This window comes from Aliiglaciecola aliphaticivorans, assembly GCF_054782055.1.
Genome location: NZ_BAAGTF010000027.1, coordinates 13,146 through 35,590, shown reverse-complemented (window position 1 = coordinate 35,590; position 22,445 = coordinate 13,146). Strand labels below are relative to the sequence as shown.

The following is a 22,445-nucleotide window of genomic DNA, read 5'->3' as shown; positions in this document are numbered from 1 at the left end:
TAAGCTTACTAAATTAGGCTCTGATTCAGCTTCATATACATAAACTTTTAAAGTGATAGTTTGTGTACCAGAGGAAACATCTATTGAATTTGTCGAAAACTCAAGTCCTCTAAATTCTGGAGGTGTGATATCGACCGATACGGTCGTATTTAATGGTGATATTTGATTAGAGGTATAAGCGACTTTTAAAGATTTAGATTTTTGGTTTTTATCACATAACCAGCGTTGCTTATTAAGTGCATTTTGCAATTCAATGTTACTAATTGATTGTTCTTCTATTTGTTTTAATCTTTTAGAATCACACCCCGCATCTGAAATCAAAAAACGCATATGGTCGATACCGTTATTTGCATATGAAAATATTGAATACAAAAAAAGAAACATAAATAAAGTTATGGTTTTCCTTAACATCAATTTATCCTTTTTATTTTACTGTCTCGATTTAAAACTATATGTTAGTGCAAAAGTTGCTTCCTTCAATAGTGCTCTATTAGCAAGCAGACAATTCTAGTAGCAACGGCGCTTACACAATCTTTTCAAATAATAAGTGTCTTTATGTAGGCTTTTCTCTCACTCTAAATTACTAACTGTAAATATTTAATGATTTTTTATAAGTTAACAATATATCATACCAATAATTTTATTAATCACTTACGTATAATATTTCGTATGCTTAAAGTAGGATACCAATGAGCAGAAAACTATTTATTCACCTTGGCCCTAGCAAAACAGGAACAAGTGCGATTCAAGGATTCTTTAGAGATAACAGCTCTAATACAATTATTTATCCTGAAACAGGCAGGTGGCCAGATGGATCGCACCATAAATTGGCATTTGCGTTTGAAGGTAAAAATAGACACGGTTTGATTAATATTCCTTCTTGGACAGATTTAACAACAGAGTTAGAAAGAGAAATAGCTACCTCCCAAAAAAATGTGTTAATTAGTTCTGAGGTCTCAAGCGTTAAATTCGTAAAGGCATTAATTGCATTACTGAAACAATACAAATTCGAAATTAATTTAATTTTAAGCGTTCGCAATCCAATAGAAAGAGCCGCCTCTGCATATAATCAACACGTTAAAGATGAAGTTGTCGGTTTAACTGAAATGCCTGATGAATTCTTATTAGGTAGAAAGACTGATTTTAACTTTAGACCATTATATGAAAAGTGGCTCGCATTAAATTTACCAATTATCGTAATTCCATATAAAAGTGAAAGACCGTTGATAGAACGATTTAGTAGTGCCGTTAATGCCGAAGTAGACTTGTTCCATACTGAAAAAAGACCAAACAAATCCATGGGTGGTGCAGCCTTAATAGCTATTTTAATTAGTAATAAACTGTCAAAAAATGAGCAACAAAGGAGACTTTTTTTTGACCAGATTCGACAAGATTCTTCATTTAAAATTTGGGGTAGTGGCTCTTTTCCATTTAGCGATAAAGCGATTAGTGATTTTTACAAAACTATCCAGCCAGACATTGATTGGATTGTTGGTAAATTTGGATTTAACGAATGCACGCTAAAGGCTACAACGCAAAAAAGATTTATATTATCTAAAGTTGATATTCACAATATCATGCAGCAACTTGAAAAAGCTGGTTTAACCAATAAACATGAATTACTGATTGCAAACACACTCAAACCTTTTATTGGAAGTTAGATTGGTAGGTAGCCCCAAAAATTGGTAATACATTTTCATTTGCAGGAATTAAAAAGGACAGCATAAAACATAATAATATGTCAACTTTTGTTACGAAACACACAGCTAAACTAACCATAATCATATGAATGATTCATTAATATTTTTCGCTGTACGTGAGTATATTGAACTGGGAAATTAAATGTAGTTTAGGCTAGGCTAATTTAGTTTAGTTTAGTTTTGCTAATTGAATTTTCAGGTGGTGCAAGGGGAATTTGCCACTACAAACACATCAAAATGTCAAAAGAGGTTGTGAATTACATAGTTGAACTAGGAGTTGGCAATATGTAAGTTAAAACTAAAACCCCAGAATAAAGAGTGTGACTTTTCTTAACTAGACAATGTAAAAAATTAGAACTCAACTAATTAAAGGTAATTAACGACATCTCCATAACTCTACCTTCAGTTAATCTGTAACGCTCTTTACGTTCAATTGACAATGAAAATGGCGGTTGTTCCAAATCCACTCCAGAGTCGAAGAGTTTCCTTGTGGATGCCTGAGAAAATTGTAAATCAATGTTAGGTGTGTAAGCAAATTCAGGTACATCCTCGAAGACCAGCAACTCTTTACAGCCAGTATTTTTGATATTTTCAATGATATTTACTATATCTTTATTCGGTAAATGTTGAAATACTTGGCGAATAACTACAAGATCGCAGCTGGGTAGTGGTTCATTTGCAGCATCAAGCTCAATAAAGTCAACAGAAGGAAAGTTTTTTTGATTTAAATGTATAATCTCACTAGATACATCAACGCCCAGATATTGATGACAATTTTCTATTATTCTTCGCCCAAAATAAAAGCCACCACAACCAAGATCTATGACACATTTTTTGTCTAGATTTTCAATTACCGACTTAGCTAATTGAATACTTTTTTCCAAGACATGTCCTTCAGATCCAGGCCCGCTTAATGTGGTATTACTCCACAACTCTTCTTTATATATGGTATTGAATACATCCTTGTTTGAGTCGAGATTCTTGAACCTCTCAACGCTAGGAGTCAACTCAACTTCATTAATTCCGCAAGGTCTTAATTGCTTTAGAAGCTTATCATCTAACTTAACGGTTACTAGAAGACTATTTCCTTTTTCAAAGTATAAGAAAATATAATGAGGGATATTTATAGCGGGTGAAACGAGGTCTTTAGTTAAACGAACCTCCCAACCACAGTAATAATTATCAATAAGTGGAAAGTTCTTTAAAACATCTTTGCGAACTGTGCGATGTACAATAAATTGTCTACCTAAACTAGACATTCCTACTATTTTATTCAGTTCATTATTAACCGGACTCCAACCTCGTATGATAAAAACTTGATTATTTTGTGTCAGTTTTTGTTCAGAACAAAAAATAGAAGTTTCATCAGCAATGCTTACTTCCAAAGGAATTTCTATCAATTTACACGAGTTATGTGTAATCTTGATATTCAAACTAGCTGGTAAACATGTCAATTCAGAGATTCTATTAATAAAACTAACTCTAGTTAAGCCAACACCTCTCCGGTCTACACCTGTATCAAAGTTACAGTTATAAGTTCTATCATCTAAATTGAAACAAATTTCACAAATTTCAAAGTCCGAATATATTTCTATTTCAAATTTTAGTGTCGATTTCACAACGCTAAATTCGCACAACTTTTCACGGATTAGCAAAGGTGAGTCCCTCAAAAAATTATAAAAACTATTCAATTAACAGATATGAGTTTGTGGATATAAATTTTTCAACTTTTTCTTTATTAGCAAATCCCTCTAATAGAGAACGAGAATTCTGTTTTTTAATAGAAATCTTTTTCGGATCGATATTTTCAATCTCTAAAAACCCTTGAATATCTTCAGACCTTGTTAAAATATCACCATACTCTATGGATAAAATCCGCTTACTTTCCCTTAAGCTATTTTCAACCTTATTATATCCATTTCGAACATAATTGGCGTGATTACTGAATTGATTTTCATCAAAATCAACCTGTATATCTTGTTTAGGTGCTTCTTTTTTATCTTTGATAAAGCCTTGGTGCCATACATTCGATTTTTCACCAACCTTGACAGATAAAAATGAGGATAACAGGTCATTACGAAATAAATGAATAATTTTATAGTCTTCATTTAAAAGCAACCAGTCAAGTACCATAGGAAAATGACCGTAAAACATCTTGAAGCCAACTGCACGATCACTTGGACCGAGGTGATATACAGACTCTAAAAAGTCAAAAGGCCTTTCATCTCTGAAGCTCTTAGGGTCGATTCGTAGTAGGTTTTCAAATAGAGAGCGCACTCTTAAACCATTAGACTCTGAAGGATGAAATATTTCACCATGACAATAAACTTCATTACTCGTATTTAGTAGGTCAATTAGCAAATTTGAACCGCTTCTAGCACTAGTAATTATTACAAATTTTTTCACCTACAATATCACCTTTTGTTTTTTTACATACTCATAATGGTCAATATTGAAATCCGCCGAGCTGCGCATAGTAACTATATGTGTTGATATATTATGAATAGAAGAGAAACTCAATTTAAACTTAGGATTTCGATTAAAGATAAACGCTCTATGTAGCATTTTCAATTTCTCTTCCAAGACAGAATAATGACAAACCAGTGCATGTTTACCATATAAACATATAATCTTATATTTTGGATACTTATTAAAAAATGATTGTAAACTGCATCTACTGTCTCCTAAAATGTTATCCAACCACAGCACTGCATTCAGGTTAACGGTATCAAAATCGAAATTTTTATTATCAAGCATGATAAAGTCGGCAACCGATAAGCTCGCGGTTAGAGATATGCCCTTTACAGCAAGTAAACTGGTAAAGTTCACTTTTTGTGAGTATATTACCAATTGGTTATCACAATTATCTAAAAGCTCGGGCATAAACCTCTCGAGAAAGTCAATTCGTCCGCCCTCTCCTTCCTCCTCATGGATTTTAGACCTTTTTCTAAGCGCTAAATAGACGCTGACATTTTCTTTATTTGAAGCCTTTAACGTTTTCGAAATAATAGGCTCCAGCTTTTCAAACACCAAATCATTCATCTCTTGGGAAGGGTAGTAAGGGTGACTGTTTCTATAGGAACGACCAAAAAAGCACTGGCTGGGACAGTTAGTAAATTTATTATAAAAAGGTACAGGCAACCCCTCCCTGCTAATAACTTCAACGTAATGATCAAAATACGGTTTAACTTGTTCTACCATTAAATCGTCAACAAGTTGAGGGAACTCCCCGATCATCTTATCGTAACTATTTGTATCAGAATCATATTTTGGGCTTCGAGAAGAAAACCATAAAAACACTGATTCGGTTTTTATACTTTTACCTAATTCAATGGTCTCTTTAACCCAAGTTTCTTTCATTTCGCAAAAGTATTGGTTTAATTTTTCGAAATCCCCTGCCTTAAATAACTCACCGTAAATGTTGCTTTCAGAAAGCAACGGAGCATCAGGACCTTCGGAAATTTTTTGGAAGATATTATTTTTTGTATTTTCATTAGTATATTCTGAATTGCCACATGAACGCCCACTAACGGCTTGTACAATACAAATTTTTGATTTATTTGCATACTCTAAAACTCCGTCTTTCTCATAAAAATACCTGGGCCCAACAGCGCTCGTACTCATATTTAAAACTTTTATATTAAGTTTGTTTTGAATTTGTTCCGGAAACGGTTTTTCAACAAAACGGCCAAATGAATGAGCACTCCCCAGCACAGATACGTATTCTCCGTCAGTCAAGGGACGAGGATCAGGCCCACGTAAAATTCCTAATTTAGATTCAAACCATAGATTGTAATCAAAGCACTCATAATCAAAAACTTGATATAACATTTTTTTTACCTTACTTTTCTATCAATATGTCAAAAATAACAAAGCCTAACTCTCTTCTGTCTACTGATTTTTCGATATCATCATCAATCGATATAGCATCAGGTAAGCAGAATGATAAAAAGCACTTACCAGAGTTATAATTTAAGTTAGATAAATTAAGTTTTATTTCACGGGTTGTAACTTCTTCACTTTGATATTCCTTTTGATGCACAACTCTGTCATTAAACTTTATAATTACAAGTTCTTTTGGCAGCCTGCCAATTGGTTTTCCAACAATCGAAAGTGAGGAAACTTTTTCACCGATATCAATTGGTAAACAGCTATAGTTTTCTTTAGTCCACAAATGATCGTCTTCAAGAGAAAAACCTAATTGAAATAGTCGGTCCTTGCCTAATTGCTTAATCCCATTAAATCCTTCTCCAGCTTTCAATTGTGCGAAGTCAACTAAACCAACCTGTGGATTATTGGGGAACTTCTCAGATATAGAGAGTGTCGGTAAAATATTTGATTGGGCAATAGATAAAGATTGATTAGCTAATTTATAAGCTGATTCATAATTTCTGTTTGTGTAAAGAGTATTTGCTGCCAGCCATAGTCTCAAATATGCATCAGGATAAGTTATATTTGTTGCTAAAAGAGACGCAATGTCAGTTACAGTTAGAATACCTGAAAGCTTCTCAAATAATTCATGAGGCAATGTACGAAAATCAATGTATGTTAATAACGATTTATAATTTGCCACAAAATGTTGACTTCCAAACTTGTTGAAAATCAATAACAAATCAGTAACATCGCTCTGTGATACGGTTTCAGATTCCCACTGTATTTGGGTATCGCCTTCTAAAGGTAATAAAGAAATCTTCCCATCACTCGTTGCAGATTGAGGTAACTCTGGCACATCTTGAGGTTTTTCTAGTCCTACGGCTACAAACAATGCATTGTATACTGCGTCCCGACTAAATCGATTTTTAGCAAACAGCCTTGATGACTTGTTATATTTTGACCATAAATTTTCGTCGGTCAATAATTTAACGACTGCCGCGACAAACTCGGTGGCTGTTTCACTTAACATGCCTAGTTCACTATGACAATCTTCTAAACCTTCTATGGCTCTTGGTAAAAACACAGATGGTAGGCCAAGAGCTGCAACTTCAACCGTTTTAATTTTAAGCCCCGTTCCTAGAATTGTTGGGTTGATAGCGACAGTCGAAGTTTTTAACAACTCTCTAAATCGGCCTCTTTCTAAATTTGAAAAGAATTCAATATTTGCCAACGGACTTGTTACCACTTCCGATATTTTCCCACAAACCCTCAATTTAGCATCAGGAACTTGAGCAAGAATATCCAACCAACAATTATCTAAAAACCAATTTAACGCTACCATATTCATTGGGTTAGCGCTACCGTGGAATACCAGTACCCTATCTTTAAATACGTTACTTTCAACAAAGGTATCTTTAAATTCAGAGTAGGAATCACTTTCACTCAGGACTATTTGATTTTTAACCCCGATTGACTTGAAGTATTCTCTTTCTTTTTCAGATATGGCGACAATCACTGCGTTGTCAATTTGATTTAATACATCTCTCTCAACACTAGGTTTGCACAATCTAAATGCCGTATCAATTTCTTGCCCTTCAAACTGAGTAGGTAAACATGAAAGAGCATCATGTGTAATAACTGAAACCTGCGGTAAGTCTATTTCATTTTGTAAAGTAGCTGGAACTTTTAACATTTGAGTATAATTACAAATCATTTGGCTGTAATTATTTGCCCCCAATAACTCTTTAGCATAATGAACTAGTTCGTCGTTAACAATGAAATATGGATGATAATAATTTAGCTCTTTTTCTTCACAAGCTAAGAAATATTGTTGAATATCTTCTTCATGATATTTTTTCAAAAGAGATTTTTTTGCGGCGCGCTCTCGATATTCTTCAGACTTTTGCCAATCTGGGTAGGGTATAGAGTAGACTCTTACGCTACCTTTAAATTCATTCCACAGTAGAGTGCTATCCACCTCTCCTTGTAACAGTACATCGACAGAATGACCTTGCCTAACCAATTCCTTGATTAAGTTATATGTTACAACTTTATTGCCTTGGTCGGCTGGCAAGAATGGAACTAGGGACAAAAATAAGATTCGCGACTCTTGCTGATGCTGAGGTGTTTTCGATATTTCATTAACCGCCTGATAGCCGTTATAATGATTAAATAGGTTATTACTATATTGCCCCTCATCAAACTTTTTAAACCTTTCTATCACGTAATTCGTGTATTGCTTTGCTAAAAAGTGATTATTGAACACTAGATGTTGAGAAACTTCTTTAGCTAACCAAATAATAAACTTATTGTGAATTACCGATTTACCTACCACGTTAAAGACAGCATTGCCTATTGTTAATTTGTGGCCTTCTTTAAAAACGTTTGAACCACTTCGCTCAACTAATACGCCTTTTCCTTTTAGGTTTCCTCTGGCTATAAATACACCATTTTTAAATAAATGAGAGTTTTCATTGATTATTTTGATAGGGTTATTGGGGATAACCCTTATTGTTTCAACATCAGCTAATTTCTTAGCGTCTAAAGGAAAATTAATTGAAACTTCTAAAACTTGACCTCGACGCTCAAACGACAATACTTTGTATAAATGGTCTTTAACTTCAATTACATCGCCAAGTTTTAAATCGTACTCTTCATTATTTATCAATCTAACGACAAAATTATTATTCTTGTCGAATTTTTGGTATAGACCGTTTAACCAAGCAGGAGCTTCTATTTTATCTAATTTATAGAAAAATCCTATATCGTCACTGACAACTAAATTTGTATACTCAATACTTATATTTTTAGAACTGTCTTCAGATATTATTGACCAACTAGAATTATCACTAACAAACTCTAAAAGCTTGTTTAAATTATTGACCTTTAAATTAGATACGGCCCCATTATTTAATAAATAGAATTTTTTGTCAGAGTCTTTCTGACTCATGAGAAGCTTTATTCTTTTACTTTTCCCTTCTTCTTCAATATTGAAAAGTTGAAGCACCGTAGAGTTTGTGTGCTTTTTCTGCAGTGAGTCAGTCAACTTTATTGCATACTCAAAACGGTTATCTTTGTCAGCAAGATTAAAGCTAAATTCATTGGTCGCTTTATCTATAGTAACCTGAAGATAAAAAATACCAGTATCACTATCAGTACTTATACAAATACTTTTTATAGATTCATCTAAAGTGAATGCCTTACAAGTTTGCGGGCTATAACCTTTAAATAGTAAGCTTGCTTGACCATTTTGGTAACAATTAGAAATCAGATCAATTGAAGGTTTACCTCTTGTATGGCCTTGTCCCTCTTGGCCTGGCCAAGGACCAAACTCAACTCCTCGAGCAAGTTTATACCCCTCTAAAACAGAGCTAGCGCGAAATAACACTTCAAGAATATGTTCTCCAGCTGACTCAAAAGATACCAAGTTTTTTACAGAGTTATGTAACTCGGCTACACGAAGATCTTTCTTTAAAGCTCGCTGTAGAGCTTGACTCAAAGAATCTACGTCAGAATTTTTTGCTAAATTTGCGACTTCACCAACTGTTTCTACTAATACTGGTAGGTCATAACAAACGATCTCCGTCCCAACATAAGCAGCTTCAACCGGCGGGTAACCGAAACCTTCAAATTTGGTAGGGAACAATAGTACTTGCGCTTTAGACAGCAACTCAAATTTTTTACTATCACTGACCTTTAAATGTACTTCAAGATCTGCCCCTTCGACATTACTTAATTTAGATTTTAGCTTTGATACAAAAGCAGCGTCTGGTTCATTTCCACTTATGATCTTTAAAGTACGGTTAGCAAACAATTTGTCCTCTAACATAATGAGGTCTTGTCCGCCTTTGTGTACATCCTGTGAACGAACAAAAGCGACGATACTACCGTCTTTTTCCATCCCGATAAATTGTTCTGCAACCGTCGAATTTATAGCGGGAGACCAGACGTCATGTATGAGTTTTTTCCCAACTGTAGGATAAAACTTCTCTGCCCAAGACTTAGATTCATAAGCGCTTGATAAAACAAGTCCCCCTTGTAAAGTAATTCGCTTCCAATAATCCCAAATTTCTAGGTCTTTGGGTACTGGAGCTAAAGAATTAAACCAAGAACCTGTTTCAAAGTTAATCAGTGCTATTCTTGCAGATGTATTATGAGCAAAACTTAGCGCTCTTTCATAGAAAAAGGGTAAAAATATCCCTGTCGGAACAACAATTACAAAATCAAAATCACCATCTGGTAGGTTAGACTGAAAATCCTTTGTTATATGGTATTTTAAAATACCATGTTGACTTTCAAATTCCTTATCAAACTCAGGTTTATTATTGGTAACTATGTGTACGTCACATCCTTGGCTTGCCAAACAATAGCCCATTATGAGGCCATGATACCTGCCTCCAGAAAAGCCAACAGAACTGTTAGTACCTACAATAGCAACCCGCAAACTTCGTTTATTTAAAAAATTCATTTTATCTATCACCATCTTCTGAAAGTGCATCTTCAAAAGCTATCCGTTCAAATATTTCTAAAATTCCCCCTCTAGTAGCGTTAAAAACTCCGCCACCAGAATGCTCAAAAAGTAATTTTGCTGCGTAGAAAGAGTTCGCAATATTTCGATGAGATGGGGGGCACCAACTCTTTCCTGAACGATAATTCTTAATAAAATGGTTACCATCGCCACTAGCTTTTCTAAAAGCGTCTGTTTCGCCGAGGTTTCTTGTGAAATTAAAGCTGAAATCAGCACCGTAAATAAACAGTTTTTTTATCCCCATATAATGTGCTAACTGCATCGCTACATAAAGTGATGATCCACCCGGTGTGACATAGTAATTTGGTTCAAAAGAAAAGATTGAAGGGAAAACACTGATTTGGCGTAGCCAACAGTAATTACCAGAAACAGCGGGAGCTACAGGATTTGCTAAAAAAACCCTGCCTGGGTTGTTGTCAACTATTTCCTGACCAAAATCGCTAATCATTTGTTCATCACCAGAAATAGTATAAGTCGCTCTTAGATCTGTGTCTTCATGGGCTAAATAGAATCGATTAAAACAAAATGTGATTTTGTCTTTTAAGATGTTTAAATCTTCGGTTCTTACACTAGGTCCATTACCAACAATCCAAGCAGATTTGCCTTTGTGAATATCCTTGAGTTTTTTCAGGAAATGAGAACTAGGAAAATGAATATCATTAAAAGGTTTTATTCGGTTAAACTTCTGACCACTACCACTCACAGGCACCAACGTTAAGCTTTCTCTATTCAGAGGGAGTTTAGTTCTCGCTTTCCCTACAAATTTTCCATCAGTTACTTCTTTATATTGCGCAGTTTCCATACTTTTGCCGAACTGACATTTAGTCTGGTTGTCATTTGACCAAAATAGCAACTCCAACTCTTCAGCATTATCACTTTCGTTAACGCCAATAATACCAGCTGACGTTTCAGCTAAGGGTAATACGATTTCACTTAATTGTTGTTGATATTTTAATTCACCAGTATTAGAAAAATGATAAATACTATAATTCTTATAGTCAGCGTTGACTTCCATTATAATGGAAGCATTAAATTTTATGATTTTAGAATCGATATAAAACTCTTCTATCCAAGAGTTAGAAGCAACACTATCCGGTGTATCGTTTCTTCTAAATTCGAAAAAATCTCCATCTGCAAAATTATCTAAACTCAAATCAAAAACTAAGTGTAAGCATCTTGTTGCTTTATTAAACTCTTTATAATCAATATTCATTATTATTCTTACGACTGTCAGATTAAGTGTTTCCAAACCACAATTTCAATTGTAGTTTTTAGGACTTGTATAGTTCTCTTGGACTTCAATAGTTGAAGTTGAATAGTTAAAATTGCTTATTCAGGTTTGTGTATAGCAGCAATTAAAAAGAGAGTGTAAAACTCTCTTAATTGAACCTTTAAACTGAATATTCTGCTTTACCTATTACTAAATCTATCGCAGTCGTAAGCCAGATCATATGTATACATTCAACAATATTATAAGCAGCACTATCAACCCAAAAATTAATATCACCTAATGCTTTCAAAGCATTGTCTTCTGACTTACCTGAGAACGTAACCACTTTAATACCGTTAGCCTTTGCATATTTTGCTGCTTCTACGACGCTTGGAGAAGTACCGCTAACACTGATCAAAACTAAAACGTCACCCTCATCACCGTAAAATTCAACGGCTTTTTCCATCCAGCGGTCATACCCGTAGTCATTTGCAAAACAAGTAATCAAATCAGCTTCGTTAAAGGTAACCCCTCTAACGCCACCCTGCTTAGTAAAATCAACTGCACCATGGGCTGCAATAGCAGCGCTAGCGCCATTTCCAGCAAACATTAGTTTTTTGCCATTATGTTTAACTTTCTTAGCCAGCTCTGCGAACTCTTCAATTGGCTCATATACTGACTTTTCGAAAGCTAGCTCTTTATATTTTGCGAAATACTCATCTAAAAATTGTTGTGCCATTATTGCCTCTGAATAACTACTGTTTAATTACAGGTTTAAGTGATGTATGAAGTGACGAATATTGATCTCTTTCGTTTTCATAAATTTTAGCAATCAATTCCATTACATTTAATGCATCTAACGAATTGCCAACTTTTGGTTGTCCGCCCTCTTTAATACTTTGAAGAAAGAGTTCAGCTTCAATTTCCCAAGACGTATCAACTTCATAGTGAAAAGTTTCTTCGTCTGACCAACTAGCAGCGGGGGCTTTTGATCTGTTTTGTGCAACAGTGAGAACCTCTTCACCATATGAGCCTGAACCTGTTTTCAGGCCATTCAATGTCATATACCCGGACTCAAGAAAAACTTCTAATGAAAATAAGTGCCTCCACTGTGTCATAGTTGAATGAAGCGAAGCGACTAAGCCAGTTTGGGAGTTTTTCATTATTGCAAAAACGTTATCTTCAACCCCCTCCAAATTCCAATATAAACTAGAAACATATGCATGGACATCGTCAAATTGCCCTCCTACATAATGAAATAAATCCAACATGTGAATGCCCTGGTCGAAAAGTATTCCTCCGCCAGACAGTTCTTTATCAGCTCTCCAGTCATTAAAGTAATCCTCATCTACGCTTTTTCCGTAACGGCCTCGCATCCATAACACTCTGCCATATTTACCTGAATCGATTAAAGACTTCATTTTGATTACTGCTTGGTGGTGACGATGGTTGAAACCGTACATTAAAACTTTTCCGGTTTCTTTTTCTACTTTGCGGATTTCCATTACCTCTTCAACGGTAAATGCAGGAGGTTTTTCACATAAAACATGTTTATCATTTTTTAATGCTTTAACCGTTAACTCATAATTAAATGAATTTGGTAGGCAAATGCAAACAGCATCAATAGAAGGGTTTTCAATAATTGCATCAAACCCATCAGCTACCGGATATACTACTTCTTCAGGTAAATACTTATCGAAAACACTGACAATTTTTACTTCACCAGTATCTTCAAGACTTTTGGCTCGAACTTGGCCCATTTTGCCAAACCCACAAATTCCAATATTCAACATATTTTTTCCATTTTTATTATTAAAGTAGTCACAAAGTAGTGTTATCTAAAATTAAGATAAGTTTGAAGAATTGCAGTTATAAGTATTTTTCATAAGATATAGCATCGCTATAATTACTCAAACCATCAATTGCAGCTCTCCCCATAGCTAAAATAGCTTCTTCAGAACTTCCTCCGATATGACTTGTCACTATTACATCATCTCTACCCAAAAGAGCATTATTTACTGGCGGCTCAATTTCTAAGACGTCCAATGCAGCCCCCCCGATTTGTCCGCTTTTTAGCATATCTAACAGTGCATTTTCATCAATTAATCCACCACGTGCAGTGTTAACAATATAACTTCCAGGTTTCATGTTTAACATTTCACTTTCACCAATCGTGTGATGATTTGCAACGTTGTGAGGGATATGTAAGCAAAGCACATCTGAATTTTTAATCAATGTTTCAAAATCAACCGGCTCAACACCTTGTTCTTGCATAACACTTCTTAAGTCTTGTTTGTCGTTAGCTATAACCTTTGCGCCAAATGCGTTCATCAAAGCTGCTACTTTAGAACCAACGTGTCCAAAGCCTAAAATGCCAACCGTAGCAGTAGATAATTGCTTTCCTTTGATTTGTGTCCAATCGCCACTATTTACGACTTGACGTGATTCACTTATCTTCCTAACTAAGTCCAAAGAAAGCGCTAGCGTAAGTTCAGCAACTGCTCGTGAGTTGACGCCAGGCGTCCATCCCATTTTAACGCCAAATCGTGACATTGCAGGCAAATCAAGTTTGTCTAAGCCAACACCATATTTACCAATAAATTTTAAATTTTCTACTTTGCTCAACAAGGTCTCATCTATATATTCTAAAGCAATTACAGCACCATCAACATCAGCCAAGAAATCGACTAGCTGCTCACCAGAGAGGCTTGAACCCGTTTCATTGAATTTAACATTCGAAAACTTTTGAAGTAGTTCTTTTTTGAGAACACTGTTTTGTGAAAATGATCTAGAACAGACTGCAATTTTTGTAGAATTATCCAAGCTTTTATCCCCAATTTACGACCAGAATTCAGGTTCTGTTTTCTTCATTTGTGACTGACTGCGAATCAAAGACTCTGCAAGCGAAAAATCACCTTCTTTACTAATTTTCACTGCTTTAATTGGATCAATCGCAAGTAATTCGCGATTTTTACCTATATAAGCCGAACCATGCTTTTCAAAGTTTTCGACAAATTTTTTAGCATCCCAAATTGTAACAGCCCAATTTAATATTTGTACGACAGGATTTTCTTGAGTGGGACGTAATTGCCCATCTGCATCTATATTCACAGCCCTCCCTTCACAAAAAGTCTGCATCTGAGTTTGTTCGCATGTAATTAGTGTGTCGCATTTTGATTGTTTAAATTGTTCAATTGCACGTAAAATTTCTAAGCTATCAATCAATGGACAGACAGGACTGATCATAACTAAAGTGTCAGGCTTTTCTTTCAATATAAAATCGTAAGTAAACTCATCACCTGTAGCAGTATCTGAAGCGAGCTCTTCTGAACGTTTGTAGGTACTTGCGCCAAGCTTTTTGGCTAGACGCAACATATCGTCACTATCACTATTTACGAAAACACCATCAAATTCGTTGGACGCTTGAAGAGCAGCCTCAACCGAATATGCCAGAAGTGGTTTGCCGTTCAATAATCTTAAATTCTTTGCTTTTACCCTTTTACTCCCCGCTCTGGCCGGTATATGCGCAAGTACTTTACCTAACTCTCTCATAGCGTTTTCTCATATAATTTTGAATCAAAAAAAGTCTGTATATAATGTTTAATTTCAGGGGTATTTTCTAAGGTTGTTTTAAACATATTGCCCAATCCTTTTGTTAGGATAACCTTCATTTCTGAACCTATATTTTTCTTGTCTCTTGAAAGTGCATCGAAATAGCTATCAATATCAATCGTAGGAAGTGGGGTTCCTGCATAAATAACTGATAAAATTTCACGAATTTCGTTCCTTAGTGACATATCGATAATGCCTTTATTAACAGAAATTAAATTGGCCAAATCTATGCCATATGCAACAGCCACACCATGGGGAACTTCATAGTTAGAGCAAGATTCAATGGCATGACCAAAAGTATGACCATAATTAAAGATATTTCGAGGCCCTTGGTCAAACTCATCTATTTCAACCATTTTTCGTTTAATAAGCAGACTGTTTTGAATCAACTTACCGAGCACATCCCTATCTTCATAAGCAGCATTAATATCTTTTTTAATTGCAGAAAGGTCAGCATCTTTTTCAGTTAAAAAGTAATGCATCATCTCCCCTAATCCGGAAGAAACCTCCTGATGTCCCAAAGTATCAATAAAGCTAAAATCTATGTATATATGTTTGGGAGGATGAAAGCCGCCCAACTGATTTTTAAAGTTTCCGAGATTTACTGAAGTTTTAGAACCAATACAGCTGTCACACTGAGTCAATAGATTAGTTGGTATAAATATCCATTCTATTCCTCTAAACATAACGGATGAACTGAACGAACAAATATCCTGAACAACTCCCCCTCCAATCGCTATAATTCGGTTATTTTTAGAAAAACCAAATGAAATTATGCGTTCCATTATCAAACCAATATTTTCATAAGTTTTTGCTTGCTCATTAGCTTGAATTTCAACGATATTAAGATTTGATGCGAGTTTTCTAATTTCAGGGTAAAGCTTTAATACATTTGAATCAGCAACAACAACATCACCGTCTTTGATAGTTTCCGATAAGCCTTTAGTATATTCTATAAATTCTACACGATACTCGCCTTTGAAGGATTGAACGCTGAAATCTTTAAACAATTGAAAAACCTCCATCAACAACTATATTCTGACCAGTTAAATAAGTATTATCTGCACTTAGCAAAAACCCAACAAACTTGGCGACCTCTTCCGGTTGTGCCAATCTGCACAGCGGTATTTGTTGACTTAGATTTTCAATTTCACTCTCTGATAAACTTGATTTAGTTAGTTCGGTTTCAACAAAACCAGGAGATACTGTATTAACAAGTATATTTCTGTCAGCCAAGTCCACGGCCATCCCCCGCGTTAAACCACTTAACGCAGATTTCGCCGTACTGTACGAAACTCTTCCTTTTTTTGTTATAACACTCCAAATAGAACCAATATGAACAATTCTACCGCCGTCTTTAAACAATTTAGAAATTGATTGGGAAAGATAGAAAACAGACTTTAAATTAACTTGGAGAACTTCTTCAAAGTCGGCGAATGGAATATCTTGAAATTCAGTAATACGGTTTATGCCCGCATTATTTACCAGTCCATAAAGACTCTTTCTTGTAGATAAAAACTCGCAAAATTCATTTATGGATTCTTGAGAATCCAATTCTAAATTTTGATATTCAAGATTTTCATTTTTATTAGTGAACTTCAATGAACTGACATTTCTTCCAGTAGCGATGACTTTGAAACCAGCTGAAAGTAATACTTGAACAATAGCAGCGCCAATTCCCCTAGTACCACCAGTAACAACAATTTCTTTCAATTTCGTTTCCTTATTAAATAATGTTTACTGAAAAATCAGGAAGTTTATTAGAGATAACTTGAACAGCGCCATTAGCTGGCAACTCTACACACTCTGTTACCCCACCAGTTGCAAGGTAAATATTTTTTTCGAGTGCAATGTTGTTTTTTAAACAAATTTGAATAAATTCCAGATAGCACCTTAAAGGTTTTATAATAGATTCTAATACATATCCTTTAGTAAGGGTTTTAGAATCTGTTGTTAACCTTAATTCGTCTTCGGACTCTGACCATTTAGAAAATGGTAATCCTGGACCCACTAATAAGGCGTTGGCACCACAAAGATCTGCTATTAGATATTCAACACCAGAACTAGGCTGTTTGAACTGTGTCCACGGTAGTTCTAAACAAAGATGAACACTTTCAATACTAGACACAATCTGTTCTGTAGTTGAATTAAGAGTTAACTCTTGGACTTCTTCATTAGTACGAAAACAAACTTCTACTTCCCCCTTTAAGGGAAAATGTATTTGTTTGGAGTTTAGCTCAATATTTTTCCCAGTAAATACGACCTCATCAGGAATAGGTCCAAAGTAAGCAGTCTTTACTGAAAAGTACTTTTGTGTTTTCTGATTGGTACCACCTGCCTTCCATGCTGCCATGGGAGGAAGATAGCTAGTGACCATAGTTTGGATAGTGTAAGGATCTTCTGTACCCAATGGGTAGTCCGCACTACTAACACTGACTCCATTCAACCGGTTCAGAGCAATATTTTTTGCTATCGCTTTAATATTTATTGGAATACTCAATCTAATTAGCCTTTCTAATTGACAATTACTCTTAATCGAATCCAGCAGAGGTATCTAATTATAGTAATACTTCCCACCAACCTTTATTGTTCAAGTACCATTCTATAGTTTTTGATATACCAGTTTCAAAAGATTCAACAGGTTGATACTTCAGTTCATTATTCGTCTTAGTTGCATCAATGGCATAACGTCTATCATGCCCTGCTCTGTCGGTAACGTACGTTATTAGCGCTTCGGCATTGCCTTCAACAGCTTTTGTTGCCAAAGGATACTTTACTATTAAATCAGGCTTATTGGCGAATGCCTGGTTCATCTTGTTGCACACTAGTTTAACTATATCGATATTGGCCCATTCGTTGTGACCGCCAATATTGTAATTTTCACCAATGCGGCCTTCTTTTAATACTAGTTCAATACCACGGGCATGATCTTCTACATATAACCAGTCGCGAATTTGTTGACCGTCACCGTACACCGGAAGTGGTTTATCATTCAGAATGTTAGTGATAATCAGTGGGATCAGTTTTTCTGGGAAATGGTATGGGCCATAGTTATTGGAACAGTTACTGGTGGTCACTTCTAAACCATACGTATGATGATAGGCTCGCACTAGATGATCACTGGCCGCCTTACTGGCTGAATAAGGAGAATTAGGGGCGTAAGCAGTATCTTCGGTAAATGCCGGATCATTTGGCTCTAAGCTACCATAGACTTCATCTGTACTCACATGATGGAACCTGTGGGGAATTGTTTCTTTGCCTTCATCTTTAGGGAGATCAATCCATACTTTTTTAGCGGCTTTAAGCAGGCTATAAGTACCAATAATATTGGTTTCAATAAAAGCATCAGGCCCGGTGATAGAGCGATCAACATGAGACTCAGCTGCAAAATGTACAATGGTATCTATTCCATGTTCCAAAAGTAGAGATTCAACCAAAGCTGTATCGCAAATATCACCTTTCACAAACACAAAATTTTCATTAGCCTCTACGGATTCTAAGTTAGCCCGATTACCTGCGTAAGTCAGGGCATCTAACACTATCACTTTATCTTCTGGGTTATTCTGCATCCAATACAATACGAAATTTGCACCGATAAATCCGGCTCCACCAGTGACAAGTAGGGTTTTATTTTTAGTCATTTTTCATATCTTTTAATTGTTTTTGAGTTGCTAATTGCTGAATCACAATCTCTAATTCGTTACGCCAATGCTTAGGTTGAAACCCATTAAATGCGTCTTTAAGGGTTGATTTATCCAATACACTGTAGCTGGGTCTTTTAGCTGGAGTGGGATAGGCGGATGTGGGAATAGGCTTAACCGGTATGGGTTTCTCTAAAAGTCCATGTTTTATTGCCAACTCTTGAATCGCCAAGGCAAAATCGTACCAACTGCATACTCCTGAATCGGTAAAGTGATGCACACCCGTTACCTTATGATTAACCGCATATAAACAAGCATGAGCCAGTGCCTTGGCAGATGTAGGTGAACCAATTTGATCATCTATCACACCAAGTTCAGGCTTTTCTGCCATTAATCTGAGCATAGTTTTTACGAAGTTATTGCCGAACTGGGAATACACCCAGCTGGTTCGAATAATACAACTCACTTCTGCAGCGTATTGTTGAATGGCCTTCTCACCCGCAGCTTTACTCGCTCCATAAGCACCAATAGGTGCATGTACTTCATCAACCTGATAGGGAGAACCTTTATCACCAGAAAACACATAATCCGTTGAAACATGTACAAATGGCACTGCTTTTTGCTTTGCGACCTTTGCCAAATTCTCTACGGCGCTAGCATTAATTTCAAAGGCTTGCTGTTGTTCTGATTCAGCTTTATCTACTGCGGTATAAGCGGAAGCATTAATAATGCCTGCCACGTCATACTTGTTTAGGGTAGAGTTCAGTTTTTCAGGATCGGTGATATTAATATCGCTACGGCCTAAACAAACTACTTTGTCATTTAGTAGTTTTAATTCTTGGGCTAACTGGCCAGTTTTTCCGATTACAATTATTGTCATTTAAATCTCGTATTGAATGCGCGATATATTAATCGAAACTGGGTGCAGATTCAAAATCTAAACCTGATTCATCTTTTGCAGATAAACTCGGTTTGATACCGTTTACCAAAGGCCAGTCAATACCAAGCATAGTATCGTTGTATCGTATAGAAACTTCTGACTCAGGGTGATAATAATCAGTACAGCGATAAACAAACTCGGCAAATTCGGAAGTCACATAAAAACCATGAGCAAATCCGGCAGGCACCCACAATTGCTTTTTATTTTCTGCTGACAGCAGAATGCCAAAACTTTTACCGAATGTGGGCGACGATTTACGCATATCTACAGCTACATCATACACTTCGCCGCTTATCACCCTCACTAACTTTCCTTGAGTATGCTCTAGTTGATAATGTAGGCCACGCAGTATGCCGTGTTTTGATTTGCTGTGGTTATCTTGCACAAACTCTACGTCAGCTACATTTTGCTTAAACCAGTCATCTCGGAAGGTTTCCATAAAAAAACCACGTTCATCACCAAATACTTTAGGTTCGATAATTTTTACGTCAGGAATACTAGTTTCTACTAATTTCATACTACTTCACTTTCTCAGTTAATAATTTAGATAGGTATTTGCCGTATCCGCTTTTAATAAGTGGTTTTGCTAACTTTTTAAGTTGCTCCGCATCAATAAACCCTTTGCGGAAGGCAATTTCTTCCGGACAGCATATTTTTAACCCCTGGCGTTTTTCTATCGCGGCAATAAAATTTGACGCATCCAATAAGCTATCAATGGTACCAGTATCTAGCCAAGCAGATCCCCTCCCCATCAACTCTACTCTCAAGTTACCTTGCTCTAAGTATAAGTTATTGAGATCGGTTATCTCTAATTCACCGCGATGGGAAGGCTTTACCTGTTTCGCTAATTCCACAACTTGGTTATCGTAGAAATACAAGCCTGTTACTGCATAATTTGATTTGGGTTTTTGGGGTTTTTCTTCGATAGACAACGCCTTCCAGTCATCATCAAAATCCACTACCCCATATCGCTCAGGGTCGGTAACATGGTATCCAAATACGGTAGCACCGGTGGCTTGCTTATTCGCATTAGTTAAGGACAACTGCAGGTCATGTCCATAATAGAGGTTATCACCTAATACTAGGGCACAGTGATCATCGCCAATGAATTCTTCACCTAATATAAACGCTTGTGCAAGGCCATCAGGTGAAGGCTGAGCAACATAGCTAAAATTCACCCCCCAAGCTTCACCTGTCCCCAATAGAGATTCGAATCTAGGTAGCTCTTCTGGTGTTGAAATAATTAGTATATCTTTGATGCCAGCCAACATTAAGGTAGAAATAGGATAGTAAATCATCGGTTTATCATACACTGGCATTAATTGTTTGCTGATCACCGATGTCAAGGGATGGAGGCGCGTACCTGAGCCACCAGCTAAAACGATTCCTTTTCTCACATTTATTACCTTATAAAATTTAAATTTTTTGGGTCTAAAACGATTAAATTTGCTCTACAACTTAATGTAAAATCGCCACTATGGTTTATCTTAATTCGGCTACAGTAGCGATTACAATTCGACCTATACCGAAGAGCATCAATATTACTGCTAAAAATAAACTGAGGTTATAAAATACTTCTGGATATTTCGCATCTTGGGGTAATGTGGGCGACTCCACAGTAACCAAATATTTTAATTGGCGATATGCTTCAATTCTCGACTTCTCTAAAGAAACCTGAGAAGAAGTATAGGCTTGGAGGGCTAACTCCATATTTATTTTAAAATCACTGAATTTCGCCATGACTTGTGAAACACTCAGGTTCTTTTCATCATCTGGCAAAGAAGTGTCCACTGTTTTATCAGTAGTCAGTCTAGCCCTTTCATTTTCAAGCTGCTCTACCATGCTTTCTAATTGAGATTTAGCTTGCAATACTTGTGGCGCATTTTCACTCATACTATTTCTTAGGGCATTTAGTTCCGTTCTTTTGGCTGCAATTTGCCCTTCTAGTTGGTAGGTTATTTGCTGTAACGCCATTCCTTCAGCTTGTGGATCGAGTAAATTGTGACGACGTTGAAAGGCGAGTAGCTCGGTTTTAGCCTTCTGAAGTCGCTTTTCAACCAACTTATGCTCTAACATCACAAATTCCAATTGCTTTTTCGCTAAATTGTGACCAATTTCATTTATATACCACTCGGCTCTATCAACAATTGTCTTACTCATTAAATGGGCAAAATCGGGATCAAATGCTTGTACAAAAACACTAATGACTTGAGATTTTTCATCTACCTCAACTAGTACCCGATCTAAATAATACTTTAACCGACTTTCTTTACTTGCTTCATCATCAAGTCGACTAAAAACATCAAACTCTCCATTACTGTAGTGTTTTGATATGTCTAAGGTATCTTCCAAATAAATCAACATATCATTTGAATAAACAAAGGCTTTTACCAATTCTGTATCTAAACTACCAGATGAAACACCAAATCCTGACATAATCGCCATTGCAGGGTCTAAAGTGGCCATGCCATCAGGCTCTTTAACGATTAGTTTAGCTTGGCTTTCATACCTGGGGCTTGCCCAAATTACCTGATAAAAAGCAAATAATAAAAACGGTAAAAGCACGCAAAGTGCAAACGGACGTGTAAACTTCTGAAACTTAGGGTGAGCTGATAAAACGACTATTTTATCTTTTATATTTGCAGCGTTATCTTTAAGCATTGCTTTTCGACTGCCAGGTTCGTTTGAAGATAACGTCGCCAACTCAGGTTCTTCAAGTAATGCTTTAGCCCGCAACTCTCTCAATTTAGCTTGGTTGGCTTCTATTGGAGATAAGTTTTTAACCCGTTGCATTAATCTAAACGCTAACGACATGTCGGTTAACTCTAGCTCTTCTACTTTTTTAAGTAAAAAGTCAGCATCAGACCATTGCTCATCAGTCAGGATAGCTTTGAGATCACCGAAACGTTTTTCCAATTCTAATTGAGCTTGTTTAGTCATA

19 protein-coding genes are annotated in these 22,445 nt (G+C 36.0%); 1 reads left to right on the top strand and 18 read right to left on the bottom strand.

The window, feature by feature from the left end; genetic code table 11:
• Window positions 1-411, bottom strand: a 411-nt coding sequence (locus ACYVIL_RS14715) for a hypothetical protein (RefSeq protein ID WP_460313125.1), incomplete at its 3' end; no start/stop codon positions are given.
• Between the two features lie 278 nt (window positions 412-689).
• On the opposite strand from ACYVIL_RS14715, the gene ACYVIL_RS14710 reads away from it, so the two are divergent.
• On the top strand, window positions 690-1,661 hold the full coding sequence (locus tag ACYVIL_RS14710) for a hypothetical protein (protein ID WP_460313123.1): 972 nt from the start codon (window positions 690-692) through the stop codon (window positions 1,659-1,661).
• Window positions 1,662-2,062: 401 nt separating this feature from the next.
• Here the strand turns inward: ACYVIL_RS14710 and ACYVIL_RS14705 are convergent, their stop codons facing one another.
• From ACYVIL_RS14705 to ACYVIL_RS14625, 17 genes are all read right to left on the bottom strand, one after another.
• Complete coding sequence (locus tag ACYVIL_RS14705) at window positions 2,063-3,355, bottom strand: class I SAM-dependent methyltransferase (protein ID WP_460313121.1); 1,293 nt, start codon at window positions 3,353-3,355, stop codon at window positions 2,063-2,065.
• Window positions 3,356-3,383: 28 nt separating this feature from the next.
• Entirely contained in the window at window positions 3,384-4,106 is a 723-nt protein-coding gene (locus ACYVIL_RS14700) for a hypothetical protein (protein ID WP_460313119.1), read from the bottom strand.
• Window positions 4,107-5,531: a DUF6473 family protein gene (locus tag ACYVIL_RS14695; RefSeq protein ID WP_460313117.1), complete on the bottom strand. Its 1,425-nt coding sequence runs from the start codon at window positions 5,529-5,531 to the stop codon at window positions 4,107-4,109. It abuts the gene before it with no gap.
• A 10-nt stretch (window positions 5,532-5,541) separates the two neighbouring features.
• Window positions 5,542-10,041 (bottom strand): glycosyltransferase family 4 protein, encoded by a 4,500-nt coding sequence (locus ACYVIL_RS14690; protein ID WP_460313115.1) that lies wholly within the window; start codon window positions 10,039-10,041, stop codon window positions 5,542-5,544.
• 1 nt (window position 10,042) lies between these two features.
• A complete protein-coding gene (locus tag ACYVIL_RS14685; RefSeq protein ID WP_460313113.1) occupies window positions 10,043-11,314 on the bottom strand; it encodes a motility associated factor glycosyltransferase family protein in 1,272 nt (423 codons plus the stop codon).
• Between the two features lie 178 nt (window positions 11,315-11,492).
• The gene (locus ACYVIL_RS14680) at window positions 11,493-12,050 is read right to left on the bottom strand and encodes an SIS domain-containing protein (protein ID WP_460313111.1); all 558 of its coding nucleotides are present in this window, start codon (window positions 12,048-12,050) and stop codon (window positions 11,493-11,495) included.
• Window positions 12,051-12,066: 16 nt separating this feature from the next.
• A complete protein-coding gene (locus tag ACYVIL_RS14675) occupies window positions 12,067-13,104 on the bottom strand; it encodes a Gfo/Idh/MocA family protein (RefSeq protein ID WP_460313109.1) in 1,038 nt (345 codons plus the stop codon).
• A 76-nt stretch (window positions 13,105-13,180) separates the two neighbouring features.
• Window positions 13,181-14,134, bottom strand: coding sequence for a phosphoglycerate dehydrogenase (locus ACYVIL_RS14670; RefSeq protein ID WP_460313107.1), 954 nt, complete (start codon window positions 14,132-14,134; stop codon window positions 13,181-13,183).
• Between the two features lie 15 nt (window positions 14,135-14,149).
• Window positions 14,150-14,863, bottom strand: a complete 714-nt coding sequence (locus ACYVIL_RS14665) for an acylneuraminate cytidylyltransferase family protein (RefSeq protein ID WP_460313105.1) — start codon at window positions 14,861-14,863, stop codon at window positions 14,150-14,152.
• A complete protein-coding gene (locus ACYVIL_RS14660; RefSeq protein WP_460313103.1) occupies window positions 14,860-15,933 on the bottom strand; it encodes an AroB-related putative sugar phosphate phospholyase (cyclizing) in 1,074 nt (357 codons plus the stop codon). The genes ACYVIL_RS14665 and ACYVIL_RS14660 overlap by 4 nt, the downstream gene beginning before the upstream one ends.
• A complete protein-coding gene (locus tag ACYVIL_RS14655; protein WP_460313101.1) occupies window positions 15,926-16,636 on the bottom strand; it encodes an SDR family NAD(P)-dependent oxidoreductase in 711 nt (236 codons plus the stop codon). Before ACYVIL_RS14655 ends, ACYVIL_RS14660 begins: the two co-directional genes overlap by 8 nt.
• Before the next feature lie 13 nt (window positions 16,637-16,649).
• The gene (locus ACYVIL_RS14650) at window positions 16,650-17,423 is read right to left on the bottom strand and encodes a hypothetical protein (RefSeq protein WP_460313099.1); all 774 of its coding nucleotides are present in this window, start codon (window positions 17,421-17,423) and stop codon (window positions 16,650-16,652) included.
• A gap of 58 nt (window positions 17,424-17,481) precedes the next feature.
• A complete protein-coding gene (gene rfbB, locus ACYVIL_RS14645) occupies window positions 17,482-18,564 on the bottom strand; it encodes a dTDP-glucose 4,6-dehydratase (protein ID WP_460313096.1) in 1,083 nt (360 codons plus the stop codon).
• A complete protein-coding gene (gene rfbD / locus ACYVIL_RS14640; protein ID WP_460313094.1) occupies window positions 18,557-19,444 on the bottom strand; it encodes a dTDP-4-dehydrorhamnose reductase in 888 nt (295 codons plus the stop codon). Before rfbD ends, rfbB begins: the two co-directional genes overlap by 8 nt.
• A gap of 28 nt (window positions 19,445-19,472) precedes the next feature.
• Window positions 19,473-20,021, bottom strand: coding sequence for a dTDP-4-dehydrorhamnose 3,5-epimerase (gene rfbC, locus ACYVIL_RS14635; RefSeq protein WP_460313092.1), 549 nt, complete (start codon window positions 20,019-20,021; stop codon window positions 19,473-19,475).
• A 1-nt stretch (window position 20,022) separates the two neighbouring features.
• Window positions 20,023-20,901 carry a glucose-1-phosphate thymidylyltransferase RfbA gene (rfbA, locus tag ACYVIL_RS14630; protein WP_460313090.1) on the bottom strand — a complete coding sequence of 293 codons (879 nt, stop codon included), beginning with the start codon at window positions 20,899-20,901 and terminating at the stop codon, window positions 20,023-20,025.
• An 85-nt stretch (window positions 20,902-20,986) separates the two neighbouring features.
• On the bottom strand, window positions 20,987-22,444 hold the full coding sequence (locus ACYVIL_RS14625) for a lipopolysaccharide biosynthesis protein (protein WP_460313088.1): 1,458 nt from the start codon (window positions 22,442-22,444) through the stop codon (window positions 20,987-20,989).
• Window position 22,445 lies beyond the last annotated feature (1 nt).